15 protein-coding genes are annotated in these 25,173 nt (G+C 47.1%); 11 read left to right on the top strand and 4 right to left on the bottom strand.

Annotated elements, in window-relative coordinates; genetic code table 11:
* Positions 1-7: 7 nt before the first annotated feature.
* Together B5Z18_RS14080 and B5Z18_RS14075 are read right to left on the bottom strand one after the other, a co-directional pair.
* Positions 8-292 (bottom strand): hypothetical protein, encoded by a 285-nt coding sequence (locus B5Z18_RS14080; protein ID WP_079470132.1) that lies wholly within the window; start codon positions 290-292, stop codon positions 8-10.
* 264 nt (positions 293-556) lie between these two features.
* Entirely contained in the window at positions 557-817 is a 261-nt protein-coding gene (locus tag B5Z18_RS14075; RefSeq protein WP_079470131.1) for a hypothetical protein, read from the bottom strand.
* A 579-nt stretch (positions 818-1,396) separates the two neighbouring features.
* Here B5Z18_RS14075 and B5Z18_RS14070 point away from each other — a divergent pair.
* The 11 genes from B5Z18_RS14070 to B5Z18_RS14020 all read left to right on the top strand — a co-directional run bounded on the left by B5Z18_RS14070 (position 1,397) and on the right by B5Z18_RS14020 (position 20,269).
* Positions 1,397-2,507, top strand: a protein-coding gene (locus B5Z18_RS14070) for an IS3 family transposase (RefSeq protein ID WP_394333863.1) whose coding sequence is annotated in 2 segments (ribosomal slippage) — positions 1,397-1,653 and positions 1,652-2,507 — 1,113 coding nt in all. Because the reading frame shifts where the segments join, the coding sequence is not laid out codon by codon here.
* 1,069 nt (positions 2,508-3,576) lie between these two features.
* Positions 3,577-4,137 (top strand): RNA polymerase sigma factor, encoded by a 561-nt coding sequence (locus B5Z18_RS14065; RefSeq protein WP_079470130.1) that lies wholly within the window; start codon positions 3,577-3,579, stop codon positions 4,135-4,137.
* 71 nt (positions 4,138-4,208) lie between these two features.
* A complete protein-coding gene (locus B5Z18_RS14060) occupies positions 4,209-5,117 on the top strand; it encodes a FecR family protein (protein ID WP_159454304.1) in 909 nt (302 codons plus the stop codon).
* A gap of 17 nt (positions 5,118-5,134) precedes the next feature.
* Positions 5,135-8,641, top strand: coding sequence for a TonB-dependent receptor domain-containing protein (locus tag B5Z18_RS14055; RefSeq protein WP_200817277.1), 3,507 nt, complete (start codon positions 5,135-5,137; stop codon positions 8,639-8,641).
* A gap of 11 nt (positions 8,642-8,652) precedes the next feature.
* Positions 8,653-10,365 (top strand): hypothetical protein, encoded by a 1,713-nt coding sequence (locus B5Z18_RS14050; RefSeq protein ID WP_079470128.1) that lies wholly within the window; start codon positions 8,653-8,655, stop codon positions 10,363-10,365.
* 8 nt (positions 10,366-10,373) lie between these two features.
* Positions 10,374-11,555 carry a hypothetical protein gene (locus tag B5Z18_RS14045; protein WP_079470127.1) on the top strand — a complete coding sequence of 394 codons (1,182 nt, stop codon included), beginning with the start codon at positions 10,374-10,376 and terminating at the stop codon, positions 11,553-11,555.
* Positions 11,556-11,573: 18 nt separating this feature from the next.
* Positions 11,574-12,659 carry a fasciclin domain-containing protein gene (locus tag B5Z18_RS14040; protein WP_079470126.1) on the top strand — a complete coding sequence of 362 codons (1,086 nt, stop codon included), beginning with the start codon at positions 11,574-11,576 and terminating at the stop codon, positions 12,657-12,659.
* An 11-nt stretch (positions 12,660-12,670) separates the two neighbouring features.
* Positions 12,671-13,855: a fasciclin domain-containing protein gene (locus tag B5Z18_RS14035; RefSeq protein WP_159454303.1), complete on the top strand. Its 1,185-nt coding sequence runs from the start codon at positions 12,671-12,673 to the stop codon at positions 13,853-13,855.
* A gap of 17 nt (positions 13,856-13,872) precedes the next feature.
* Complete coding sequence (locus B5Z18_RS14030; protein ID WP_079470124.1) at positions 13,873-14,856, top strand: fasciclin domain-containing protein; 984 nt, start codon at positions 13,873-13,875, stop codon at positions 14,854-14,856.
* Positions 14,857-14,858: 2 nt separating this feature from the next.
* Complete coding sequence (locus B5Z18_RS14025) at positions 14,859-18,095, top strand: TonB-dependent receptor (RefSeq protein WP_079470123.1); 3,237 nt, start codon at positions 14,859-14,861, stop codon at positions 18,093-18,095.
* 20 nt (positions 18,096-18,115) lie between these two features.
* Positions 18,116-20,269 carry an IPT/TIG domain-containing protein gene (locus B5Z18_RS14020; RefSeq protein ID WP_079470122.1) on the top strand — a complete coding sequence of 718 codons (2,154 nt, stop codon included), beginning with the start codon at positions 18,116-18,118 and terminating at the stop codon, positions 20,267-20,269.
* Between the two features lie 73 nt (positions 20,270-20,342).
* Here the strand turns inward: B5Z18_RS14020 and B5Z18_RS14015 are convergent, their stop codons facing one another.
* Positions 20,343-21,821, bottom strand: a complete 1,479-nt coding sequence (locus B5Z18_RS14015; protein ID WP_079470121.1) for a RagB/SusD family nutrient uptake outer membrane protein — start codon at positions 21,819-21,821, stop codon at positions 20,343-20,345.
* A gap of 25 nt (positions 21,822-21,846) precedes the next feature.
* The gene (locus B5Z18_RS14010) at positions 21,847-24,999 is read right to left on the bottom strand and encodes a SusC/RagA family TonB-linked outer membrane protein (RefSeq protein WP_079470120.1); all 3,153 of its coding nucleotides are present in this window, start codon (positions 24,997-24,999) and stop codon (positions 21,847-21,849) included.
* Positions 25,000-25,173 lie beyond the last annotated feature (174 nt).

Genomic DNA, 25,173 nt, shown 5'->3' with positions numbered 1-25,173 from the left:
AAAGCAGTTATGTGATTTTTTCTAGTTGGTCAGTATACCTAGTTAGATGGAATGTCATCAGAGTCGAAGTTATTTTTTTCGATTCGGCATATAGTGATGACACTTTTTTGTCTATATTAGGTGGATAAGTTTTGAATCTTGTTGGCTTGGTTGGGAACTCTTTATCATAAATGTTGTTTGGAATGGTGGTGGGTATTTCTGGATATCTGGATAATTTATTAGGCCAACTTAACAAAAAGGCTAGTATTCCCGCGATCAGGATAAGACCAAGCGCAATTCTTGTTTTTTTCATAGTGGTAAATTATGATATGCATTGGTAATGTGAGTCTATATATCCACCTTTAAGGCTGTCCTTCCTGTATAGTATACGTATTGCCTAGCTTTCAAGATTGTTGTTTTTAGATCACGTAGATTGGGATCTTCACCCTTATAGAATTTCAAGCAGATGCTAAGGTTTTGTGACTATAATCGTTATGAGCCAACAATAGGTGGATATATTCTAATGTGTTGAAGTTGTTCTTAGTGGATGTCTCTTGTGAAAAATCTCACATTGAATTCATGCGTTCTGTATTACTCTGCAAGTGCATGATGTTGTTGGAATATGTATTGCCGAAGAAGCAAATATCAGAATTCCGAAATCATATGGAGTATAGAATAGAGTAGTTGGAATAACACATCCATATACCACTTGGCCACTTACAATCGTTGTTCCATAATCATAGAAAATTCTCGATTGTCTATTAGCTTTAAATGCTAAGGCTCCGCCGGCAACTCCAAGAAAAGCGGTTAATACAAGTGCTTTTTTTGCTTTTTTCATAATTGATGTTTTTAAGCTTATAATTTGTAATGACATGATGAACTTATGACTTTAGTACAATTGTTAATTGACCTTCCAAGTATTGAGTCTATAATTATCGAAAAATGATAACTGAGTATGTTTACTTTATCATAAATAGTTGATGGTAGGTATGCAATATTCCATAATATCTTGATGCTTCTATAGGCCAACTTTGTGCATGCAAAAGTATGAGACAATTCTAGCATTTGCACAATGATATTTGCGTTTTAACAATAGCATATGCCTTACAACTCGCAGGATTCTTCGCCAGCAACTTTTTACTCCTCTATGGTCATATCTGCTGTCAACCTTTTATATATTATCGTCTACATAGTACATGCACTATTATTATATGTGTGGGTATAATAATGTACAGATTGTCCTGCTGCAATACAGCATGGAGACAATCACTAATAAATCCTGGTTCTTTTCATATGCTGAATTTACAATGTATCGCTGCAACGTACATGCAGAAAGTAAAGTGCCTTTGTAAGTACCCCTATTGTGGTGACAGTTTAAACTTAGAAAAAATTGCTAAATTTAAACTGAACTACTATCATGAAAAAGACCAGATTCACAGAAACACAGATTGTATCTATTTTAAAGCAGCATGAAAATGGCCTGGCAATAAAAGATACCTGTCGTGAACATAGCATTTCAGAGGCCACGTTTTACAATTGGAAGAACAAGTATGGAGGAATGGAAGCCTCAGATGTGAAGCGGCTCAAGGACCTGGAAGAGGAAAATTCCAGGCTGAAAAGAATGTATGCCGATCTGTCGTTGGACAATCAGATTTTAAAAGATCTGTTCACAAAAAAGGATGGGCCCTTCCACAAAAAGACAAGTAGCAGGAGAACTGGTCGCTGATCAGGGTATTTCTGTGAGTAGGGCCTGCAGATTGGTATCCTTCCCTCGCACAAAATTCTATTATCAAACCCGTAAAAATGATAAGGCTCTCATCGATGCTTTAGAGGATCTGGCTTTTAAGCACACCTCATATGGCTTCCGTAAGTTGTTTGCTTATTTAAGGCGGGCCGGGCACAGTTGGAATCATAAAAAGGTTTACCGGGTCTATAGGCTGCTTAAGCTCAATAAGAGGAAGAAATTGAAGCGAAGAGTACCAGCCCGCATCAAACAGCCGTTGCAGCAACAAACCAATATCAATGTCATCAGGAGTATGGATTTTATGAGCGATAGCATGACAGGTAGCAGAAGATTCAGAACTTTTAATGTGATAGATGACTGCTCCCGGGAAGCTTTAGCTATTGAAGTAGATACTTCCCTATCTTCCTTTCGCATAGTAAGGGTACTGGATAGGATTATTGAGGTCAGAGGCAAGCCAGCAGCTATAAGAACGGATAATGGACCGGAATTTACCTCCGGCTATTTTGAACAATGGTGTAATAATAACGGCATCAGGCTACAATATATTCAGCCTGGCAGACCAATGCAAAACGGATATATTGAGCGATTTAACCGCCTTTACAGAGAAGCTGTACTGGATGCGTATATATTCGAAGATCTTCATCATGTAAGAGAATTGACAGCCAATTGGATAGATGAGTACAATCAACGAAGGCCACATGAATCTTTGAATAATCTCACGCCATATGAGTGGGCTATGAAGCTTGAGGATATGGAAAAAATCCAAATAACCACTGTCACCTAAATGGAGTACTTACACCTTGAGCTCTAAATAATAAAAGTCGAGTGCAAACTAAACCTCACCAATGTTTTGACAGTCGTAGTTGCACATTGCAATTTGCTCTGTTTGTAGGTATATATTTTCATTTTGAGATTTTAGGCAGAATACTAATTGTAAAGTACCTAATGTCGCCACTTCTGATGATATGGTAGTTTGAAAAGGATGTTAAGCGAAATGTTCAGAAGGTTTTGATCTCATGAAAATACGATTTTTTCTGAGATTGATGGGGTTGGTAATTATATTTCTTATTAGTAGTTCAATATAATTGGAAGGTAAATTCTTAACATCGTTGCAGGATTTTAATCTTTCCAAATATACATCATCGGGATTATAAAATAATACCGCAATTTCTTGAGGGAATCTCGTTAAAATACAGCAAGTGCTCTAGATGTATAGGTAGTCGTTGGCCAGTTCCATTTGGAAGAGAGGTGTGTAACAAAACCCCCGGCAGTGGCAGGTGTAAGTGCAGCATACGTTGGTACAACGCAACCCTCAGCTTCGAAACCAATTGACATGGTAGTTTCAAATGAGTAAAATATATTTGGTTCCTTGTTGACTTTAAATGACAAAAGGGCCGCCTATGGTTGTTAGAATTATTACTACTAGTAAGGTGTATTTAGCCTCTTTTATTTTTTTACTTTTCCAGATTGATAAGAGTATGTGATGCTAAATCTTTTTCTCAAGTTTACGAATGCCCCTTGAAATCTCCATGTATAAACAAAACACCCTTAGCAAACGCTGAGGGTCAAAACAACTCATCCGCGTACGGCAATGCTGAAATGCTAAACCTCACCGGCGTCCCTGAGGTCACCAGCTGCGCATTGTAAATGGTCGTCGGTAGGGTACACTGTGCAGTTTCGTCGGCATTAGTCCAGCTAACCCAGCTTTTCGATAGGAATGTAGGCCGTAAGAAATGGCTCTTTAACCCCCTCCAGCACCATCGCTCCGCACCCATCTCAGAAAACATAACAATACCTTAAACCTCCCCCCCAACAAAATCCCCTAATTTCGCTCCATTGCTCAAACCAATGCCATGCTGCATGCTCATGATGATATAGCGCTTATCCGTACCGGTGACACAAAAGCATTCGAAAGGTGTTTCAATCAACACTGGCCGGCGCTCTACGCCTTCGCCCTAAAAATCCTCGGCAATAAAGACGATGCAAAAGACGTAGTACAGGGGGTGTACATCTCCCTGTGGTCGCGGAAAGAAAAGCTGAATCTGAGCGGTCCGCTGGAAAACTATCTCCACCAGGCCGTCCGCTTCCAGTCTATCAAAAAGCTAAAGGAAATCATGAACCGGCCGGAGGAGCTGGACCGTGTGCAGGAGTATATCATGCCGGTGTTAAACGATATCTGGGAAAAGATGGAAACGGCCGATGTATTTAAAGAAATCGATAACCAGTTAATCACCTTACCGGAAAAAACACGGGAAATCTTCCTGTTGAGTCGCCGGCATCATTTATCTATTGCGGAAATCGCCGGGAAATTAAATCTCTCCGAAAAAACAGTAAGAAACCAGCTGCACATAGCATTGAAGGCTTTAAGACATCATATCGCAGCTGCCCTGATCCTCGCGGAAATAATGAGTTAATAATTCCTTAACGTACTTCTTCGGGACAAACACCTCCGCTAAAGGAACATATCTATAGAAGAATGTTCCGGATGAATATCACACAGTTTAAAAGATTGGTCAGTAATTACCTGTCGGGCAATGCCACCCACAGGGAAGCTACGTTGCTGAACACCTACCTCGATAAAGCCTGGGAGGAAAAACAGGTGCCCGCTGATGTGGAAGAGCAGCGCCTTGAGGTGTGGAATAACCTGAAAAGGGAAATCGCGCCGCCACGCATTAGGGTATGGCGGTATGCGGCTACAGCCTTAATTCTCATAACCACCGGGGCTACCTATACCTACCGGCTGGCGCTGCAGAACTGGCTGGATCCTGTTCCCATGCAAAGCATTACGGCATTGAAGTACCAGGTAAAAAAGGTAATCCTGCCGGATAGCTCGGTAGCTATTCTCAATGGAGGTACCACGCTTATTTATCCCCAATACTTCCGTGGCAAACAAAGAAACATCACAGTAAATGGGGAAGCATTCTTCGAAGTCACCCCGCAAACGGCGCCTTTCATCATCACCGGTCCGCATTTAAGCGTAAAGGTATTGGGCACCAGTTTCGTAGTGGCCGATAGTAGTGGTATCGAAAAGCCAAAGGTAAGCGTGAAAACGGGTAGGGTAGCGGTTACCGCCGGGGCGGCGGTACAGCAGCTCACGGAAAATGAGGAGCTCGTATACGACAAGGAAACCATCTATATCTATAAACAAGCGGAAGTAAACACCGGGTGGACCAGCAAAAAGCTGTTGTTCAATGAATCGGCGCTGAACGATGTTTTCAGGGAAATAGAACTGCTGTACGGCGTAAAAATAAAAACCACGCCGGCTATCAGCGACCTGAAATTCACCGGCGCATTCGAGGAAACCGACACCATGAACGATATCCTGAAAGTGATATCCCTGTCGTACCGGCTAACTATTCACAAAAACAAAAACGGCATCATCGTAATTAAGTAGCATCAAACATAATGGGAATGCTAACAACCATCAGCGTACAGCTGCTGGTAACGGATCTTCTTTTTTTAAATCTCAAACGAATGAAGGAAAAAATTTTACACGGATGTATGTGGGTCCTGCTATGCTTTACTTTGCCGGCAATGGCACAGGAAAGCTTCCTGCAGAAAAAGATCAGCATCAGTTTCAGGAATGAGCCCATCGCAAAATGTTTCATGACAGTGCAGCAGAAGGGCGGCATTACCTTCTTCTACAATCCTGCCGATATGAAGGCGGTGGAAAAAAAATATACGGCCGATCTCAATAATAAAACCGTAGCAGAAGTGATCACCTGGTTATTACAAAATACCGGGTTGGAATTTGAAGCGGTAGATGGCAGAAAGGTAGTAGTACGAAAAATCATTATCAAACAATCAACAGCACCCCGGAAACGCACCATCAGTGGGATGGTGACAGACGCAACAAAAAACAGCCCCATCGCCCGCGCGGAAATCATGGCGCAAAGTACCGGCAGTGTAGTGATGGCCGATGAATCCGGCCGCTTTTCGGTGGAAGTAAAAGACACCACCGATGTACTGGTGATCTACTATGTAGGCTACGCCACCAAAATGATCAAAGCCGGCAGCGCGCCGGTGTTATCGGTACAACTGAAACCAGACAGCAAAACACTGAGCGGCGTAACGGTAGATGCCCGCCGCCGCTCCAACACGGAAGTAATGCTGCTGAACGACCGTAAAAACTCCGCCATGATCTCCGACGGGATCTCTGCCCAGAACATCGAAAAAACAGCCAGCATCACCACTACCCAGGCCCTGCAACGTGTATCGGGGGTAACGGTTACCGACGATAAGTATGTAGCCATCCGCGGCCTCGGCGACCGCTCCGTGATCGGGCAGCTCAACGGCATCCGCCTGGCCTCTTCCGATCCCGACAGGAGCGCTATTCCGCTCGATCTGGTGCCCGCCGGCCTGCTGGACAATATCACCATCTACAAAACCACTACCTCCGATAAACCTGCCGATGCCGCTGCCGGTATCGTGGAGCTCAAAACAAAGTCGGTGCCCGACAGGGAAATGCTCACCATCACGGCGCAAACCGGCATGAACTCGCAAACCGGCAGCAAAGTGAACAGCTTCTATAACAGCGACATGGGCTTTCTGGGGCAAAAGGTAAAATCAAAAGGATTATCACCGGAATTCCGGGAGCTGTCCAACCAGTACCCCAACGGCCTGGGCGATATCCAGCGCAAAATCGCCAACAGCCGCAACGATCCGGCCCTGCTGGCGGAAGCCAACCGCATCAGCGGTATCATGCACGGCTTCGATCCCGTGCTCACTACAAAATATAAATCGGCGCCGCTGAACCAGATCTATGCGGTTACTTACGGTAACAGCTATACGGTATTTAAGAAACACCAGGTAGGATTAATAGCCGGCGCCAATTATTATAACCGCACCAACGATATATACGACGGCCAGCTCACCCAGTACAGCGTATACCAGGGCGTGTTAACAGGCAACAGCGCATTGTACAGTCCCCGTGTAATCCCTAACTACATTACCCCCAACAACATCAATCTTGGGAAGTATTTAAATTATAAGGAAAACACCGGCACACAAACACTCAACTATGGATTTTTGGGTGGACTCACCTACCGCTTCAGCCCCCAGCACGAAATAAGTATGCAGTACCTGGGCAGCCGTGGTGCGGAAACACGCGCCAGCAACCTGCACGGCGCCTACGAATATACGGGTCTGCCCGGCAAGGTGTATAACCTCGTGTATTCCTTACGCCAAAGCTATCGCACACTCAACACCTTCAACCTCCAGGGGGAGCATAAGTTCACAAAGAAAGAATATGCGCCAAAGCTGAGCTACAACCTCGCTACCTCTTCTTCGGCGCAGGATGATCCGGACTATCGCTTTGTAAACCTGGCGGACTATCGCGTAAATGGCGGCACCAGCCATCCCGGCGCAATAGATATACCGGGCACTACACCGCCCATTGTGGCTTCACCTGGCTTGTATTCCCTGGTATCAGGTTATGTAAACGGATATGGCCCCTACGGTATCATCCAGGCTGATCCCAACGGACGCCGTTTCCGCCAGTTAAAGGAAAATAATTACAACTATAAAGCGGATATCACACTGCCTTTTAAAGCCCTCGGTAAAAAACAGGAGTTTAAAACAGGTGTGAACTACCTGCACCGGAGAAGGCGTTTTTCAGAGAATGTACTCTATCTCCCGGGTTCCAATTATTCTGCCGGCGGCGCACTGCCGCTGTATGAAGTAAATGGTCAGCTGGATCAGCTGGTAGGTTACGATCGTATTGGTATCCGTCCGCCTGCTTCCTATAATGAAGAAGGCGCCCCCCGCAGTGGCGGATTCCTGTACAACATCCAGAAGTCGCCTAATAACTATAAAGGCTACTATGAAACCCGCGCGTTTTATGGTATGCTGGACCTGCACCTGACAGAACAGCTGCGCCTCACCGGTGGGGTACGGTTTGAAATGACGGATATACAAGCCGCAGTAGATACATCCAATGTATTCCTGGATCCCTCTATTACTGCTACAGATGCCGGCGGTAACAAAATAAACCTGGTATATACCGAACCAAATTCTATCTACAAAACAGATTACGAACCTTACTACTCTGCTAACCTTACCTATACACTGAATAAGAATATGAACTTCCGGTTGGGCTACAACACTACGCTGGCCCGGCCGGAGCTGAGGGAACTCACCAACGTATTTGATTTTGACCCTTTCCAGTTTGCATTGGTGGTAGGTAATCCCAACCTGAAAAACCAGCAAACCACTAACTACGATTTCCGCTGGGAATGGTTCCCCGCACCGGGTGAGGTATTGTCTGCTTCGGTTTTTTATAAGGAGATAGATAACCAGTTAACAAAGGTGTTTAAACAAAATTCGTCCGGACTGGAAGCACGGTTCCCCGAATTCCCTGCGATAGAGTTTCAGAACGATCCCAACAAAGGACGCGTGTATGGAATAGAGCTGGAAGTGGTAAAAAACCTCGGTCTGCTGTGGGCGCCCATGAAAAACCTTTTTCTGGGATCTAACCTGCTGCTGGCGCAAAGTGAAATCAAAAAAACAAAAGAGCGCCTGGAATCTTCCCGTGCTATTGATCGCCGCGCACCGGCCAACAGCCCGCTGTTTGAACAGGCGCCGTATTCCGTGAATGTATTCCTGAACTACAACAACACGAAATCAGGCACCGATTTCACGGCCACTTTTAACATGGTAGGAGAGCGCCTCATCCAGGTAAACCTCGATGGTACGCCGGATCTCTACTCCCGGCCTAATCCCGTACTGGATTTCGTGGGCTCGCAAAAATTGCTGAAACGCCTCACCTTAAAAGGATATGCAAAAAATATACTCGACAGGCCAGTGGAAGAAGTATACGCCAACCCAGGTACAGGAGGGAATTTTTACGGAAAGAAATATGTACGCAGAAGTTTTTACCGCGGAACAGAATTTATGCTGGGATTGACTTTTAACCTGTAAAAATTTGAATGATGAAGATGAAAATTACTTATATACTCATAGCGGTGGCGGTAATGATGAGCGCCTGCAGCAAAAAGCTCGACTACAGCTATGATAACCGCATGGTGCAATATCCGATGAGTGCCTCCGGCATCCGCGTGGTTAACCTGGTAGGCGCCACGGAATTGTCGGTGAACGGACAACGCCTCACCAGCTACCTGCAGCCCGATAAAGAAGGATATTATGGCCCCAATGAAACACGCGGTACCGCATATTTCCCGGAAACAGGCCGTTTAGGGTTAACATATAGTATTCCCCGGGAGCAGGTGAAAGCCAGCGGCTGGGTAGATAGTATCCTGTTCAGCAGTCTGTCTGTTAAAAATGCGGTGCCGGCCCCCCGGCCCTTCCGCGCAAAAGAGGATGATGCGCATCCGAACGATTATTACTTTGTACGTTTCAGACCCAATCCGGACGGTTTTCAGGACTCTTTATTCGTGATCCCACGGGGTATATCACCGGCGGCAGATCCGGCTGTATTTAAGGTCCGTTTGCTGAATCTCAGTTCCACCATTACCGGAAGTATTCCTCCGGGTATTTTCCGCACCGGGCCTATGTCGCTTACGCTGGCCGACGGCACCGGAGTGCCGGGTCTCAGCAACATTGCTCCCGGCAAATATTCTGATTATGTGGAAATACCCTATGGTACCTACCAGTTCAAAGTATTGAATAACGAAGGAAAAGAAGTACCGGCCGGCGGAACCATTTATAATCTTTTCAACCCGGCTACCGGCACCCTGATGGATATAAACGGTACACCCGGCATCGGCGGTAATAAAGATACCTGGCTTACCTACGCACCACTGAAAACATTTCAGCCCGGCGGTATTTATACCATCGTAGTATCAAGTACCTACGAGGCCAACATCCCAACCGGTAACCCTAATGGGGAAACTTACAAATCAGAAAATAACACCTTCCGTATTATTGCAGATATTCCTGAACCGTTGAATATCACTTACGCCCGTTTACAGGGTGTGAATGTAGCCGCAGGGAAAAAGATTACCTGGCAGGTAGACGGGCAGCCGATGGGCAGTACATTAGCCTTTACCCAACAAACCACCTACAGTCGGTATATAACGGGTACGCATATGGTAAAAGCACTGGATGAAAACGGCCAGGTATTGGCCGAAAGTAATCTGGCCATGCAACCCGCTGATAATTTTACAGCCTGGCTGTATACCCGTAAAGATGGCAGCGCCGCAATTACTTTTTCCGCCAATAACCTCAGTGGAAAATACTATGACGGTACTGCTACGGATGATGGTACCTACAGTATACTGAAAGCTGTGTATCCTTTCTGGATCCGCTTCATGAATTTCTGCCCGGACCTGGAAGAGGTCACTTTTACACAGGGTAACGGACAACCATTTAGTGCGGTTTCCGCATTGGCATATCAACATATTTATTTCGCAAAAGCAGTAACCGATCTTCCCTATGTGATGCAGATGGTCAATTTTTCGCAACCGGTAATGGCCTACGCCTCCAGGCCCGGTATTGCCCCCGGCGATTGGCTGCGCAATATCACGCCGCTGAAAAGCCGTGATTTTATTGCCCGCCCGGAATTATATAAAACACCGGAATTACCACAGAGCGAACCAGGCATATATACCGTAGTGCTGCTGGGTAGCACCGCCGCCAATGCTACAGAAAAAGCCCGGATGATTATTGTGAAACATAACAATTGAGTAGTCTTATGAATAATAAATACTTTTTACTGCCACTACTACTGGCCGCACTGTTCTTCAGCAGCTGCCGCAAAACGGACTATGTGGTATTGGATAATCCCGCCTACCTGCGGGTATTCAACTGCCTTGAATTTACTACCAATCTTGATAACAAAGATGCGCCGCAACCATTTCTCACCTTCCTGATAGATCCCGTAATGGATGATGCCGGGGTACCTGTCAGCGCTGCTATCACAGGCGACTTCCTGGAGCGGCGCAGCGACTGGGCAAGACCTTATCCCGATGCCGCCAGTAATGTATTGTGGCAAAAAGAATATCCGGGTACTAAAAGAGTGCTGGCAGCTCCCATTGTGAATGGATATGACCTTTCGAGCTGGGCGCAGGTGCCCTCAGGTAAGCATCATATTGTTTTCCGTACCCGGCCGCTGAACAACACACCCTACTTTGAACTGGATAAAATGGAACGGGGTGTTACGTTGATTGATACCACGATAGACCTGAGTGCGGGGGAAGTATATACGATGCATGCATTGATAAAAGAATATACCAGCCAGCAACCGTTTATGTACCTGCGTAAGGAAACATTTCCGAAACAACCCTTCGCTGATTCTATGGTATATGTAAACTTCTATAACCTCAGCGCAGCCAATTTTTATACGAAAGCGCCCGATGCAGTGCCAAATGAGGACCTGTCCAACACCAAGCTAAGCGACACCATGAACGTTTACTACTCGCTCAATAAACTGGCGGCAAATGGCGCTCCCGTGGCGCTGCCGGGTTACAAAGGCATACCGGTAGGACAGATCATTTATTCCCTGGAACCTAAAGTAACGCCTTATTACAGCTTCCCTTTATTTGCCGATACCAGCAGCAATAAAATCTTCACAGGCAACATGAGCCAGCAGTTTGGATTTTACGCCCCCGGTTTTACCCCGGAAAACCTGGGCTACCCGGCTTTTATACCGGTAGGTGTTTATGCTGCCGTGATCATGGGCGATTATGGTGAATCCGGCAGAAATGCCTATCTGCCTTTCAGGATAAAATGTGATCTGCGTACAGGGCTGGTAGTGAGTATCCATTCCGGTACCAATAATCCCCGGTCATTTGCTACGGTCAATACGGTGGAGTATATCAACCGCAGGATGTATGTAACTACCATCCAGCGCAAGTTTGCACCGCCGGTTTATTAACGTCTTTATTATTTCGATATGCTGAATATTTCTATCATAAAACAGTTCATGGCAGTATCGCTGCTGCTGGCGCTCATAACGGGCTGCCGGAAAGATAATCTCATTCCGCCCATTGACAGAACAACCACGCCGCGCGCAATGGGCGCATTTATTGAAAATAATTATGACCTGAGCATCTTAACTGCCGCCCTGAAAAGAACAGGCCTGCTGGATACGCTGAATCAGGGTGGCCCCTTTACCTTTTTTGCGCCGGATAATGCGGCATTCAATAAAATGGGTATTACAGGTCCGGGAGATGTCGCTAAAATGGAGGTGGATAGTCTGCGGTCTATGCTCCGTTATCATATGATCCGTAACCGCTACTTTACCACCACCTTCCCACAGCAAATAGATAACAGGTATCTTACCCTTTCCGGAGACGAAATATATGTATCTACCCTGAAAGCAGCCACTATCTCGCCAGACCTGGACATGTTTGTAAATGGTGCGCTGATCCTCAAGGAAAGTAAAAGAAATATCGCTTTGGCCAATGGGGTGCTGCATATCCTTGCCAAGCCGCTGAAGCTCACCCGGGGCACCGTACAGGACTATATCGCCGCAGATACCAGCTTAACTTTATTTGCTGCTGCCATGAAACAATTCAATTTATGGGACGGTCTTAAAACAAATAAACCATTAACGGTTTTCGCACCGGCCAATAGCGCCTTCCTGAAATACGGACTCACAGCTGAAAAGATTGCCAGCATGAATCCTGCTGATTATAAGGCCATCACCTTTGCTATTTACCCGGTAGAAATGAGACCTATGCACGTCTTTTCTACAGATGGTTATCTGCTTGCAGGTAGTGCTACACTGGGCGAGGGAGCCATCAAAGCAGGAGGGTATGGCATTGCACTCGGGTATTCGTATAATAGTTATTACGGTCAGGAAATTTCTTTTATAAGTGTTTTAAAAAAGAAAGCGGCCGACTGGTACCCGAACGAGGACGGCCCCTCCAATGTAAACTACCTGAACGGTCTCGCAAATGCAGATCATAAATGTAGCAACGGCATCGTACATGTAATAGATGACCTTTTCCTGAACCCGGATTTAATGAAGCAATAAAAATGAAACAGATGACATCAAAAATATCTTTGCTCTTATTACTGCTCCTGGCTTTCGCGGCCTGCAGCAAACAGGACATAGAACCGGAGCCGGTAGGTGAACCTGTGCCGCATGAATCAGGTCCGGATAAAACATGGCAACAACAACTGGCTGTTTCTTCGTTTGCCCGTTTCCGTGAAGCATGGCAGCGATCGGGTATGGATCAGAAAGTAAACCAGGATGGCGCAGGTTTTTATACCCTCATTGTACCCACCGATAAAGCTTTTGACGAAGCCGGCTGGACATTGGAAAAAATAAAGGCGGCAGATGCGACCGTATTGGATGAATTATTATCCTACTACATAATGCCCGCCCGCCTGTTGCCGGAAAATATTACCGCCGTAAAAGGCAGTACGCCGGCAGCAACACTGTCATCCCGTTCTTTCGCCGACAGGGAAAACTGGTACAATGATTACGTGGATTTCCAGTTCCTGGCAAAATCCGGCGATAGCCTGATAGTCAATGGTGTGGCCCTCAGCAAATGGGGACAACAACTGGAAGGTACCAACGGCGTAATATATCCCATTGATCACCTGATCAGCAAACCACAACAATCCATGTGGGAATACCTGCAAAGCCAGCCGCGTTTCAGCCTGTATGTAGCTGCATTACTTGTGAACGATAGCCTGTACCAGTCCATCTGGATGAATAGTTCACTGCCACTGCTGAAATCATCGTCATCGCTGGCACAGTTCACCCTGTTCGCACCCAACAACGATGCGTTTATAAAAAATGGTTTTCATAATGCAGATGATATCCTGCAATACTGCCTCCGTTCCTGGCCGTTGCCTTCTCCCGGCTATGATGAAAATATGTATTGGCAACAGCCGGTAACTGCTATGGATTCCATTCTGATGGCATGCGGACCGGAAATAGCCAACGCCTCCCAGCTGAGTGGTATAGAGGCCCGCGTAGGACCGGTTTTCTTTAGCAACGACCTTACGCTGAATGCTGCCCAACTCAGTGGACTAATGCTTTTTAAAGGACAGCCTTATAACACCCCGCCAACACAAATCAGTTTATCGTTTATTAACAACAACGGCCAGCCCGGCGTCAGAAGAATAGGCACCAACTATCCTTACATCAGTTTAAAGAGCAGGGATATAAGAGTGATCAATGGTGTTGTTCACGAAGTAGGAGATCTCTTTAAACAATAATTTTTAAAAGCAGCCAAATGAAAAAATTCACTTATACAGGTTTGCTGATACTGTTATTGTCAGCCTGTACAAAGGATAAAGATAACACAGCGGGTCCGGATGAAATCAATCGCCTCACCTACATCATCGACGATAATAAATTTAACTTCTCTTCCTTTAATACCGCATTGGGCAGAACCGGTTACCGTAACATGCTGGCGCAAGCAGGGCCTTATACGGTGATGGTGCCGGATAACAACGCATTTGCAAAAGCCGGGTATGCAACTAACCAACAGGTACTAACCCAAAGTGCAGTCATTCTCAATAACCTGGTGTCCTATCACATTATAAACGGTACCTGGGAGTTGAATAAACTGCCTTATCAGTTTAATCAGGAAATATCGGCGATTACCGGCGCAAAAATGTTTGTTACACACTGGATCAAAGGCGAAGATACCGTACTGACGATTAATGGCAGCCCCGTCCTCGCGTACAACCTGCCCGCCAGTAACGGTATGATACAGGTACTTGATAATGTGTTGCAACCATTGGTATATCAAACGCTGTCAGATGCGATTGCTACAGATACCAGTCTTACTTTTCTAAACGTAGCATTGCAACAGGCAGGTATGAAAACAGGGATCTCCGGTAGTGCCACCTATACTTTTTTTGCGCCTTCCAATTCGGCATTCCGCAACGCAGGCTTTCCTTCTGTAGACAGTATCAATAAAACAGATGCAAAAACATTACGCGATCTGTTGGAATACCACCTGTTTGCAGGCCGGAAATTTATCTACGATTATATCCTTACCACCGGCAGTTCCGATCAAACGGAACAAGCGATGCAAAACGGTAATAACGTAGGCATTTCACTCGTAAAAGATGATACAGGTGTGAAATACATAGGCATCACCATAAAGGGAGCCGGCAACAAAGTACCGGCAGAGGTGAAAAGAGAAAATCTCATGGCCGGCAACGGGGTACTCCACATCATAGACCAGGTATTAAAAGAAAATCAGTAGTGATGAAGAAAATTTTATACATAGCTTATTTGCTCACCGTGCTGCTGGCAACCAGCCGCCTGTTATACGCGCAGGAAACAAACGGTACGCTGAGCGGAAAGATCACCAACGATAAAAATGAACCGCTTATCGGTGTTACCGTACTGGCCATACATGAGCCCTCCGGTACAAAGTATGGCGTAATCACCACCGCCGATGGCCGCTACTATTTGCCGGGCTTGCGTATCGGCGGCCCTTACTCCGTAAGCATTACCATGATGGGCATGCAGCCGCAGAAAAGGGAACAGCTGAACATTCGCCTCGGTGAACCCCTGCAACTCAACGTGGTAATGGCTGTTGCCGGTAAAGATCTTGCTGCGGTAACCATCAAAGGCACAAAGAAAGCCGCTTCGGTCAATACCACCGGCGCAGGACAAAACATCAGCCGCACACAACTGGCAAACATGCCCACCATCTCGCGCAGCCTGCAGGACATGACCAAAATGGTTCCGCAGAGCAGCCGCGATAATTCCTTTGCCGGTACCAACTTCCGCTATAACAACGTAACCATCGATGGCGCCATTAATAACGATGCCATTGGCTTCAGTCCCTCCGCGGGAGGCATCACCGGCAGCTCCGGTATGCCCGGCTCCAGTACCCGCACCAACGCGGTATCGCTGGATGCTATTGAAGACATGCAGGTATACCTGGCCCCCTTCGATGTGAAGATCGGGAACTTCACCGGCGGCAGTATCAATGCTGTTACACGCAGTGGCACCAATACGGTAACCGGCTCGGTGTATGGCTTTGGCCGTAATGCTGCCCTCACCGGCAAAGGCTCCAACGGCAAAATGAACAGCGACTTCTATGATTACCAGGCAGGCGTCCGGATCGGATTCCCTATCATAAAAAATAAATTGTTCTTTTTTACCAATGAAGAAATAACCTCCCGCCAGGACCCTGCGCAGCTGCTGGTTGGTCAACCGGAAACGGCGCAGATCCTCACCGTGAAAGATGCAGACGATATCCGCAACGCTACGCTGAGCCGTTATGGCAACGCCTTCGATCCGGGTACCGCCGGTAATTATACGGCTTACTCCCGCTCGCAGAAATTCTTTAACCGCATCGACTGGAACATCAACGATAAACACCAGCTCTCCTTCCGCAATAATACCATTCTGTCGAAAGCTATGAACATGGACCGGGATCAACAGGATTTCCGGTTCAGCAGCATGGCCTATCAACAGGTAAATAACCAGAGTTCTACCGTGATGGAAATAAAGTCGAGGTTCAACAACCGCTGGTCCAACAGCTTCATTGCCGGTTTCAGCGTGGTACACGACAAGCGTAACCCCGGTTCAGATCCATCACTGCCACAGGTGCAGATCGCCGGCCGCACACCCGGTACCACCATCTACCTCGGTACCGATCGTGAGGCGAGCATCTTTGATATGAAACAACGTACCATCGAAATCTCTGATAACCTTACCTTCAGAAAAGGAAAACATACCGTGTTACTTGGTACGCACAATGAATTGTATCATATCGACTATGGCTTTGTTAACAGCTGGAACGGGAGAGTGGATTACCTCAGCATTGAAGATTATCTGAACAACAATCCTTACCGCGTTCGTGGTAGTTACAACTATACCAACAACAGCCGCGAATATATACTCGCACATCCGGAAGCACAGTTTAATGTATACATGCACAGCGTATACGCACAGGATGAAATACAGGTAACAGACAAACTGAAAGTGATCCCCGGTATACGCGCCGATTATACCTGGCTGCCGGGGAAACCTGCACTGAGCGATAAAACACAGAACGCATACACCGATGGATCTTTTGGTAACACCTACGCCTATACGCCGCTCAACCGTATCAACAACGGCTACCTGGGTAAAGTGCAACTGTCGCCACGACTCGGCTTCCGCTACGACTGGAAAAACGATCAAAGCCTTATCCTCCGCGGTGGTACCGGCCTGTTCACCGGCCGCATTCCTTTCGCCTGGATCGCCTACGCATACTATAATAATGGCATCAACTACGGCTCCTTTGATCAGAAGGCAGATACAAAAGTATTTGTACCCGGCAGCGATCCGCTGCAACCAAATCCCAACGGTATTGCACAGTTCATTGAGCAGAACGGCGCACAGATGAATAACCGGAACGCAGGTAAAACACAGGTAGATGTGATTGACAATAACTTCGTGATGCCGCAGGTATGGCGCAGCAGCGTAGGATTGGATTATGTGAGCCCGGCAGGATTTAAATACACGGTGGAAGCGATGTACACCAAAACACTGAAGGATGTGCTGTTTCAGCAGGTGAACATCAAGGATGATCCGAAATATTACCCTTATGATAAAGACCGGCAGCAACCCATTTACAGCGGCACCACAGATCCGCATTTTTCCAACGCCTACCTGTTAAGCAATACAAAGAAAGGCTACCGCTACAGCTTTACCGGTAGCGTGAACCGCAGCTTCCCTTCGGGTATCCAGGCGTCACTGGCTTATACTTATGGAGGTTCCAAAGATATCTCCAACGGTATCCGCAACTCTATGGAAAGCAACTGGCAGCTGAACCAGGCGCTGAGTCCCAACAACCCGGGATTGGCATGGTCCAACTTTGATGTACGTCACCGTATAGTCGGCAACGTTACTTATCATAAAGCGTGGAGCAACAGCTGGGTTAGTACCATTACAATATTTGCTACTGCGCAATCCGGCAGTCCGTTTACCTATGGTGTGGTGAACAACAGCATCCAGGGATTACCACAGCAGGTGAGCTTATTGTACATTCCTTATGTGGATGAAGCGATCAACTATTTCCGCGATAAAGGTATTTCTGCGGAACAGCAGGCTGCTGCTTTTAATGCTTATATAGATGGGGATAAATACCTGCGCAGCCGCCGCGGGCAGTTCACAGAGCGTAATGCCGGCCGCACGCCGTGGAATGTGCAGGCCGATCTGCACTTTGCACAGGAGTATCATTTCGGCGGAAAGCAGTTCATCACTTTTACTGCAGACGTAGTGAATTTAACGCACCTGGTCAACAGCAACTGGGGCAAGGTATATTTCTCTCCCAATACATTTAACTCCACTGCCAGCACCGGCTTAACACCGGTATTCCCGGCAGGGCAAAACCCGGGCGGATACCCGGTGTATACCTTCGAAAACCCGGGCAAGCCATACTCAGTTGATTTCCTCAACTCCAGGGCACAGGTGCAGCTGGGATTACGGTACTCTTTTTAATCAATGTTAATCATCTGACAATGAAATATGCTTTATACCTGCTGTCGGTAATGTTGTTACTGGCAGCAGGCTGCAAGAAAGATAGAGATAATAACACGGTGGCCATGAATGTAAAAACGTTCTGGCCCAATAGTGGAAATGCAGGTACCATTGTTACCCTGCAGGGGCAAGGACTTAATAAAGAAGTACTGGTAAGCTTTAACGGCACGGAGGCCAGGGTACTGGATGCACGCGATTCTGTGCTGATAGTACAGGCGCCGGACAAGGGCAGTACGGGTCCGCTTTCCGTAAAATCCGGCGACCGTAAAATGGAACTGGGTACCTACACTTACCAGGCTTTGAGTTTGCATGGTATCAGTCCGGCTAACGGTCCCGCAGGTACGAATATCTCTATCCGTGGCGCCGGTTTCAGCAGCATGGAAGCGCCGGCAAAGGTAACCATCAACGGAAAGGAAGCACTGATCACCGGTGCGTCTGATACATTGCTGGTAGCAGCTGTGCCGGAAGGCGCAGGTACCGGTAAGGTAGTGGTAATGGTAGATGGAAAAGAAGTGAGTGGCCCCGATTTTACGTTCCAGTTTATCAGCAGCATCAAGCCGCTGAAGGGTGGTAGCGGTACGGCGGTAACCATTAACGGGGAAGGCTTTAATACGCTGGCTACCGGCAATAACGTAACCTTTAACGGTAAAGCAGCTAGGGTAATAAGCGCCACCGCCGGTAAGCTGGTGGTAACAGCGCCGGAAGGTGTAGCTACAGGACCGGTAGCAGTAAGCATCAACGGGCAGAAAACAATTGGCCAGGTATTTACCGTGCTGCCCAAACCAGTGATCAGAACGGTAACGCCATTGAGCGCGCCGGCTGGCGCTACAGTGGACATCGCAGGCGATTACTTCAGCACCTTCACCGATGAGGTAACGGTGTCCTTCAACGGGCACACCGCCGTTGTTACTGCAGCTGCCGATAAAAGTATAAGCGTAAAAGTACCCGCCGGAGCAGGCGCCGGGAAAATGCAGCTCGTTGTAAACGGACAGCAAACAGAAGGTCCGTTGTTTAAAGAGCAGTCGCTGGGCATTTTACAGCTGATACCGGATAACGGTCTCGCGGGTACGGAGGTGATCGTGAAAGGACTCGGCTTCAGCGCCAATGCGGCGGAGAACATTGTTAGCTTTAATGGAGTAGTGGTACCGGTAACTACGGCCACCGACAGCACGCTTCGTGTAGTGGTGCCCATTGGGGTAAGCACCGGCGCGCTGAAAGTAAAAGTGGGCGCACTGGATGCCACAGGTCCGGTATTCCGCAGGGCAGGCGTGATCACCATTGTGGGTGGTCCGTCGCAAACTGTTTTTACCGAACCGAAAGGTGTAGCAGTAGATTCCCGCGGCAATATATTCGTACTTGATCTGAACGTGATAAAGAAGGTAACCACCACCGGAACCGTGAGCATTTTCGCAGGGAAAACAGATGGCTCCACCGGGAATGCAGATGGCAACGGAACGGCCGCGGCATTCAATTACCCGGTAGCCTGCGTAATGGACGCGCAGGATAACCTCTACGTATGTGATCAGAACAATAAAAGCATCCGCAAAATTACACCGGCCGGTGCTGTAACAACAATCGCCCGTGTATCATTTACGCCCATTGGTTTGGGTATTGATAAAAATGGTACGGTTTACATAGGCGCGCAATACTCCGGTGTATACCGCCTCGATGGTGCCGGCAATGCCAGTGCGCTGGCGCCAAGTGTATACCAGAGTGCACCGGGTACAATGGTAGTGGATAACAGTGGAGCTTTGTTCTTCGGTGGCGACTGGGACAACCCGTTTGTTTCTAAAATTGCAGACGGCGTTAAAACGCTGTATGCCGGCAACCAGTTCGGCTATAACGATGGATCGCTTACCGGGGCACAGTTCAGTGGCATTACCGGCCTGGCCCGAAATGCGGTAACCGGCGAAATATATGTGGCAGATAACAATGCCATCCGGTTAATCGCCAACGACCAGGTAACGCGGATCACCGGTTGGAAAGGTGGCAGCAATCCTATAGCAGGGAACGATGACGGAACATTAAACCAGGCTACTTACAACAACATCAATGGCATTTGTACAGATAAAGAAGGAAATATTTATGTAGTGGAACGGTTTGGGAAAGCAGTAAGGAAAATTATCCTGCAATAATTTTTTTTAGAAAGAAGAAAAGGGGCTGGCCAGATTACTGGCCAGCCCCTTTGTTATGAATAAGCGTTACGGCTTAGTAACCAGGATTCTGTTTCATGTTTGGATTGCGTTCCACTTCTGCATTGGGCAGCGGGAAAACAACCGCATCGTCATTCCACTCCTGTGCGTCAATACCGCCGTGGGCAGGGATTGCACGGTGTGTTCTCAGGAAGTCGAATTCGCCATGCCCTTCGAAAGCCAGTTCTATTCGGCGTTCGGTAAGGATATCATTGATCAGTTCTGCCTGTGTTAACGGCGCCAGTACTTTTGCCTTCGCTCTTGTTCTGATGGCATTCAGCAGGGTGATGGCTTCCGGGTTGGCAACACCTGGTGTTAACCTGGCTAATGCTTCTGCCTTGGTGAGCATAATTTCTGCCAGGCGTACAACAGGTACCCAGGCATCTACGGTGCTGGCGCCAAAGAACTTCTTGGTATAAAATGCGGTGGTATCGCCGCCACTGATGGCATAAGTAAACAGTGGTTTCGCCCGCAGATCGGTGAAACGATCGAAATTGGGGAGCGTCAGGTAGGTCTGGCTGATGGTGATATCTCCCCTGCCTGAACTGCCGTAATGCTGGCCGATGGCGTTATTGGTATTGGGGTTATCGCCGGAGCTCATGGCTACAGAAAAAATGCGTTCCAGGGAAGCCTGGTAGTTTCCGGAAGACCATACATCAGCGGGAGTGGCATCCAGGTCATATCCATAGGACGACAGGAGCACGCTATCTGCATAGTCACGGGCTTTGGCCCAGTTGCCTTCATACAGGTAGATCCGGGACAGCAGTGCATGGGCGGCGCCTTTGGTGGCACGGCTGCGGTCATTGTAATCATCCCCGGTGCTTACAGGCAATACGGCTGCGGCTTCAGTGAGGTCTTTTATCATCTGGTCATACACTTCCTTCACGGTGTTGCGGGGAACTTTATTCTTCGGATCAATGGCTTCGCCACCATCCTTTGCAGCAGTAAGTATCAAGGGGACGCCCATATGCCCGGCATCTGGCTGGAAAGTATAGGTTTGTGCGTAGGTATTTACCAGGAAGAAATACGTGAGCGCACGGATAAATTTGGCCTCTGCGTAATAGCCTGCTGCCACTTCTGCGCCAACTACGCTTTCATGATCCTTGAGGTTCTGTGAAAAATAATTGCTTTCAAAAATAGTCCTGTATCCACCTGACCAGCAGTTGAACGCATACACGTTGTTGGAAAGCATATTGAAGGTAGGTACGTTGCCAAAGTAGGAGGAGATATTTACATCCACCGATCTTACGTCCGAATAGATCAGTACGCGGCCACCCAGGAACTCTCCATTCTGCAGGGCATCATACATGCCAATGGCCGACTTTTCAATCCTTTCCGGTGTGCTGAATGCCTCATCCGGCGTTAGTTTGGAAAAGGGGATCTGGTCATTTACTTTGGAGCAGGAAAACAGCATCGTAGATGCGATCGCTACTGCGCCGATGGCCAAACCAATGCTTGTTTTTTTCCGGGAGTTCGGTTTATATTTTAATTCCATAATTCAGTTTTTTAATCGCTAACAATTAGAATCCAACATTTAAGCCCAGCATGAATATTCTTGGTAAAGGCATACCCCTGTTATCTGTTCCGTAGTTGATATTGCTGTCACGGTTGGTATTGATTTCAGGATCGGCGCCTTTATATTTGGTAATGATAAAGGCATTCTGCACGAGGGCATATAAACGCAGGCTGTTCAAACCGATTTTTTCTTTGATACCAGGGAAAGTATAACCGAGGCTGATTTCACGCGCTCTCAGGAAATCGCCTTTTTCCATCCAGCGGGTAGATGCCTGGTTGGTTGGAGCATCGGAGAGTACCAGTTTGGGAACATCCGTGTTTTTATTTTCAGGAGTCCATCTGTTTTTGATATCTTCCAGGTTGTTCTGGAAATAGTTGCTCATCAGGGCAGCCCTGGTAGAATTGTATACATAGTTGCCACCGCTGTACTGCAGCAGGATGCTCAGGTCAATGCCTTTGTAGCTGAAGGTGTTATTGAAACCGCCATACCAGGTAGGGTAGCCGGATTTTTCCTGGTATTGCGCATCAGAGGCAGTAACAGCGCTCATTGGTTTGGTGCCGTCAGGAGAGGTCCATTTTCTGGCAGTAGGTACATTGGGATCTAAGTTGTACATCACCAGTTCGCCTTTGGCGTTGTAGTACATTGGATTACCATTATCCGGGTTTACGCCACCCCATTCGATGAGTTTGAACACGCCGAGGGTTTTGCCAACGCTAACCCGGTTGTTTCCTTTGATGATATCAGATCCGTCGGCAGTAGCAGTCACCCTGTTTTTAATAATGGTGAAGTTGATGCTGGAATTCCAGGTAAAGTCCCTGGTGGAAATGTTCTGGGTATTTAAGGTCAGTTCCAGTCCTTTGTTCCACATGGTACCAATGTTGGTAGTGAGGATAGAACCCACCGCACCGGTAACAGGATCCCAGGGAGTACCAACGGTAGCCAGTATGGGCGCATCCAGGATCAGGTGGTCGATATTACTGTGGAAGTAATCTGCCACAAAAGTGATCCTGTTTTTCAGCAGGGTAACGTCCACGCCTATATCCAGTTTCTTTGATTTTTCCCATTGGAGGTTAGGGTCACCGATCTGTGCAACGCCAAATCCGTTGACATCACCATACTGTCCGCCGCCATACAGGGAACGGAATGCGTATGCCCGGATGTTGGAGTTACCCACCATACCATAGCTGGCCCTGAACTTCAGATCGTTGATCACAGAAATATTATCTTTAAAGAAGCCTTCTTCAGAAATTCTCCATCCTACAGATACACCAGGGAAATAACCACGACGGTTATTGGAACCAAAGTCGGAATAAGCATCCGCTCTCAGGGTCGCATCAAAATAGTATTTCGATCCGTAGTTATAACCTACTTTACCGAAGTAAGACTCAAACGAGTTGGCAACCCTGCCGCCACCGGTATAGCTGTTATCAGAACCGGCAAATAAACCGTCATAGATTTCTTTAAAATAAGAATCTGCCAGGTTACCCTGTCCGGTGTATAATTGTTTCTGTTCTGTATGTTGGGATTCCTGACCTATGGTAGCGCTGATGAAATGCAGGTTGTTAATTGATTTTGTGTAGGTGGCAAAGTTAGACCAGTTCCACAGGTTTTGTCTGAAGAGATTTTCCTGTACCAGGCCATTGTTGCCCAATCCCAAACCAGCCTGTAACGGGCCGCTGTATTGGTCTTCAAAGTTCTGCACCAGGTCAACGCCAAACCGGGAAGTTATTTTCAAACCGGCGATCGGCTCAATTTCCACGTAAGCGCTGGATAATACGCGGGTGGCAGTATTATCATTTCTTCCGAATTGTAAGTTGGACAGCGGGTGGAAGAAGCGGTTCAGTTTATTGGTAGTGATGTTATTACCATCCGCCAGATCCCCGTTGCTGGACTTGATATAGAGGTTGCCATTTTTGTCATACACCGGTACATTTGGCATGGCGTTGTAAGCGGAGAAGGTGGAGCCTGCGAGGTATCCGTCAGACAATACGCCGTTGTTCAGTGATTTGGAACTGTATAAAGAGATACCTGATTTCAGCCATTTTTTAGGCGTAACATCCAGGTTCATACGGATGCTACCCCTGCGTAAACGGTTCACAAGTACCATACCCTGCTGATCAGCATATTCACCGGACGCATAAAATTTTGCTTTCTCCGTACCACCGGTAAGTGATAACTGGTGATTCTGGATAACGCCGGTGCGGAACACTTCATCCAGCCAGTCAGTTCTGTCTGGTTTACCATCACCGTTTAAATCAATATCTTTTGCGAGGATAGGAGCAACACCACCTGTTTTAGTAGCGTTCTTTGCTTTTTCGTTCTGGATAATAATGAAGTCGTCGCCATTCAGCAGTTTAGGTAATCTCACCGCATTGCTCACGCCCACATATCCGTTATAGTTTACATTGATAGTACCGTTTTTACCTCTTTTGGTAGTAATGATAATTACGCCGGCAGCAGCGCGGGAACCGTACAATGCACTGGCAGCGGCATCTTTCAGCACATCCACCGATTCAATGTCATTAGGGTTGATGTCTGCAAGCGGGTTATAACGGGTACCGTTACCACTGTTAAAAATGTTCAGGTTAGTGAGAGAGTTCACCGGGATACCGTCTACTATTACCAATGGCTGCGAGCTGTTGGTAATGGAGTTAACACCCCTGATGCGGATGTTTACGTTATCACCCAGCACACCGGAGTTGGTACTGATGTTTACACCGGCAGCCCGGCCTGTTAACGCCTGGTCAAAGCTGGTGGCAGGACGGTTATTAACAAGTCCGGCTGACACATGACTCACGGAGGAAGTCACATCTTTTCTTTTCAGTTCTCCATAACCGGTTACAAGTATTTCACTTAGTACTCTGTTGCTGCCGGATAAAGCAACAGTGATATTCTGGCGGTTACCGGGTTTCTCTTCTTTCGTTTCATAGCCAACAAAAGAGAATAATAAGATGGTATTGGCATCCGCCTGGATGGAAAACTTACCATCGGCACCTGATACAACACCTGTTTTGGTGCCTTTGATAATTACAGATACACCGGGCAGCTCCTGTCCGTCCTGTGCATCTGTTACCTTACCAGTAATCGTTCGGGTCTGGGCATAGGAATGCACCACACCAATGGCCAGCAAAAGCCATAGTAGTAAACCTTTTTTCATACGGTTTCAATTTGGTTTAGATATATAAGAAAATGTTGCGGCAGGCGACTACGCGTCAGATTTTGGTCTAATAAGTAATCGGGTCTTGAAAGGTGCAGACGCCTGCTTTATTCATAGTTATACAGATTTTGGTTTAAAGTATATATACAGAATAGATAAGCCCATAAAGGCTTG

The organism is Chitinophaga ginsengisegetis, from assembly GCF_900168065.1.
GTDB lineage: Bacteria > Bacteroidota > Bacteroidia > Chitinophagales > Chitinophagaceae > Chitinophaga > Chitinophaga ginsengisegetis.
The sequence above is the reverse complement of the archived record's forward strand: the minus strand, read 5'-3'. Positions and strand labels throughout refer to the sequence as shown.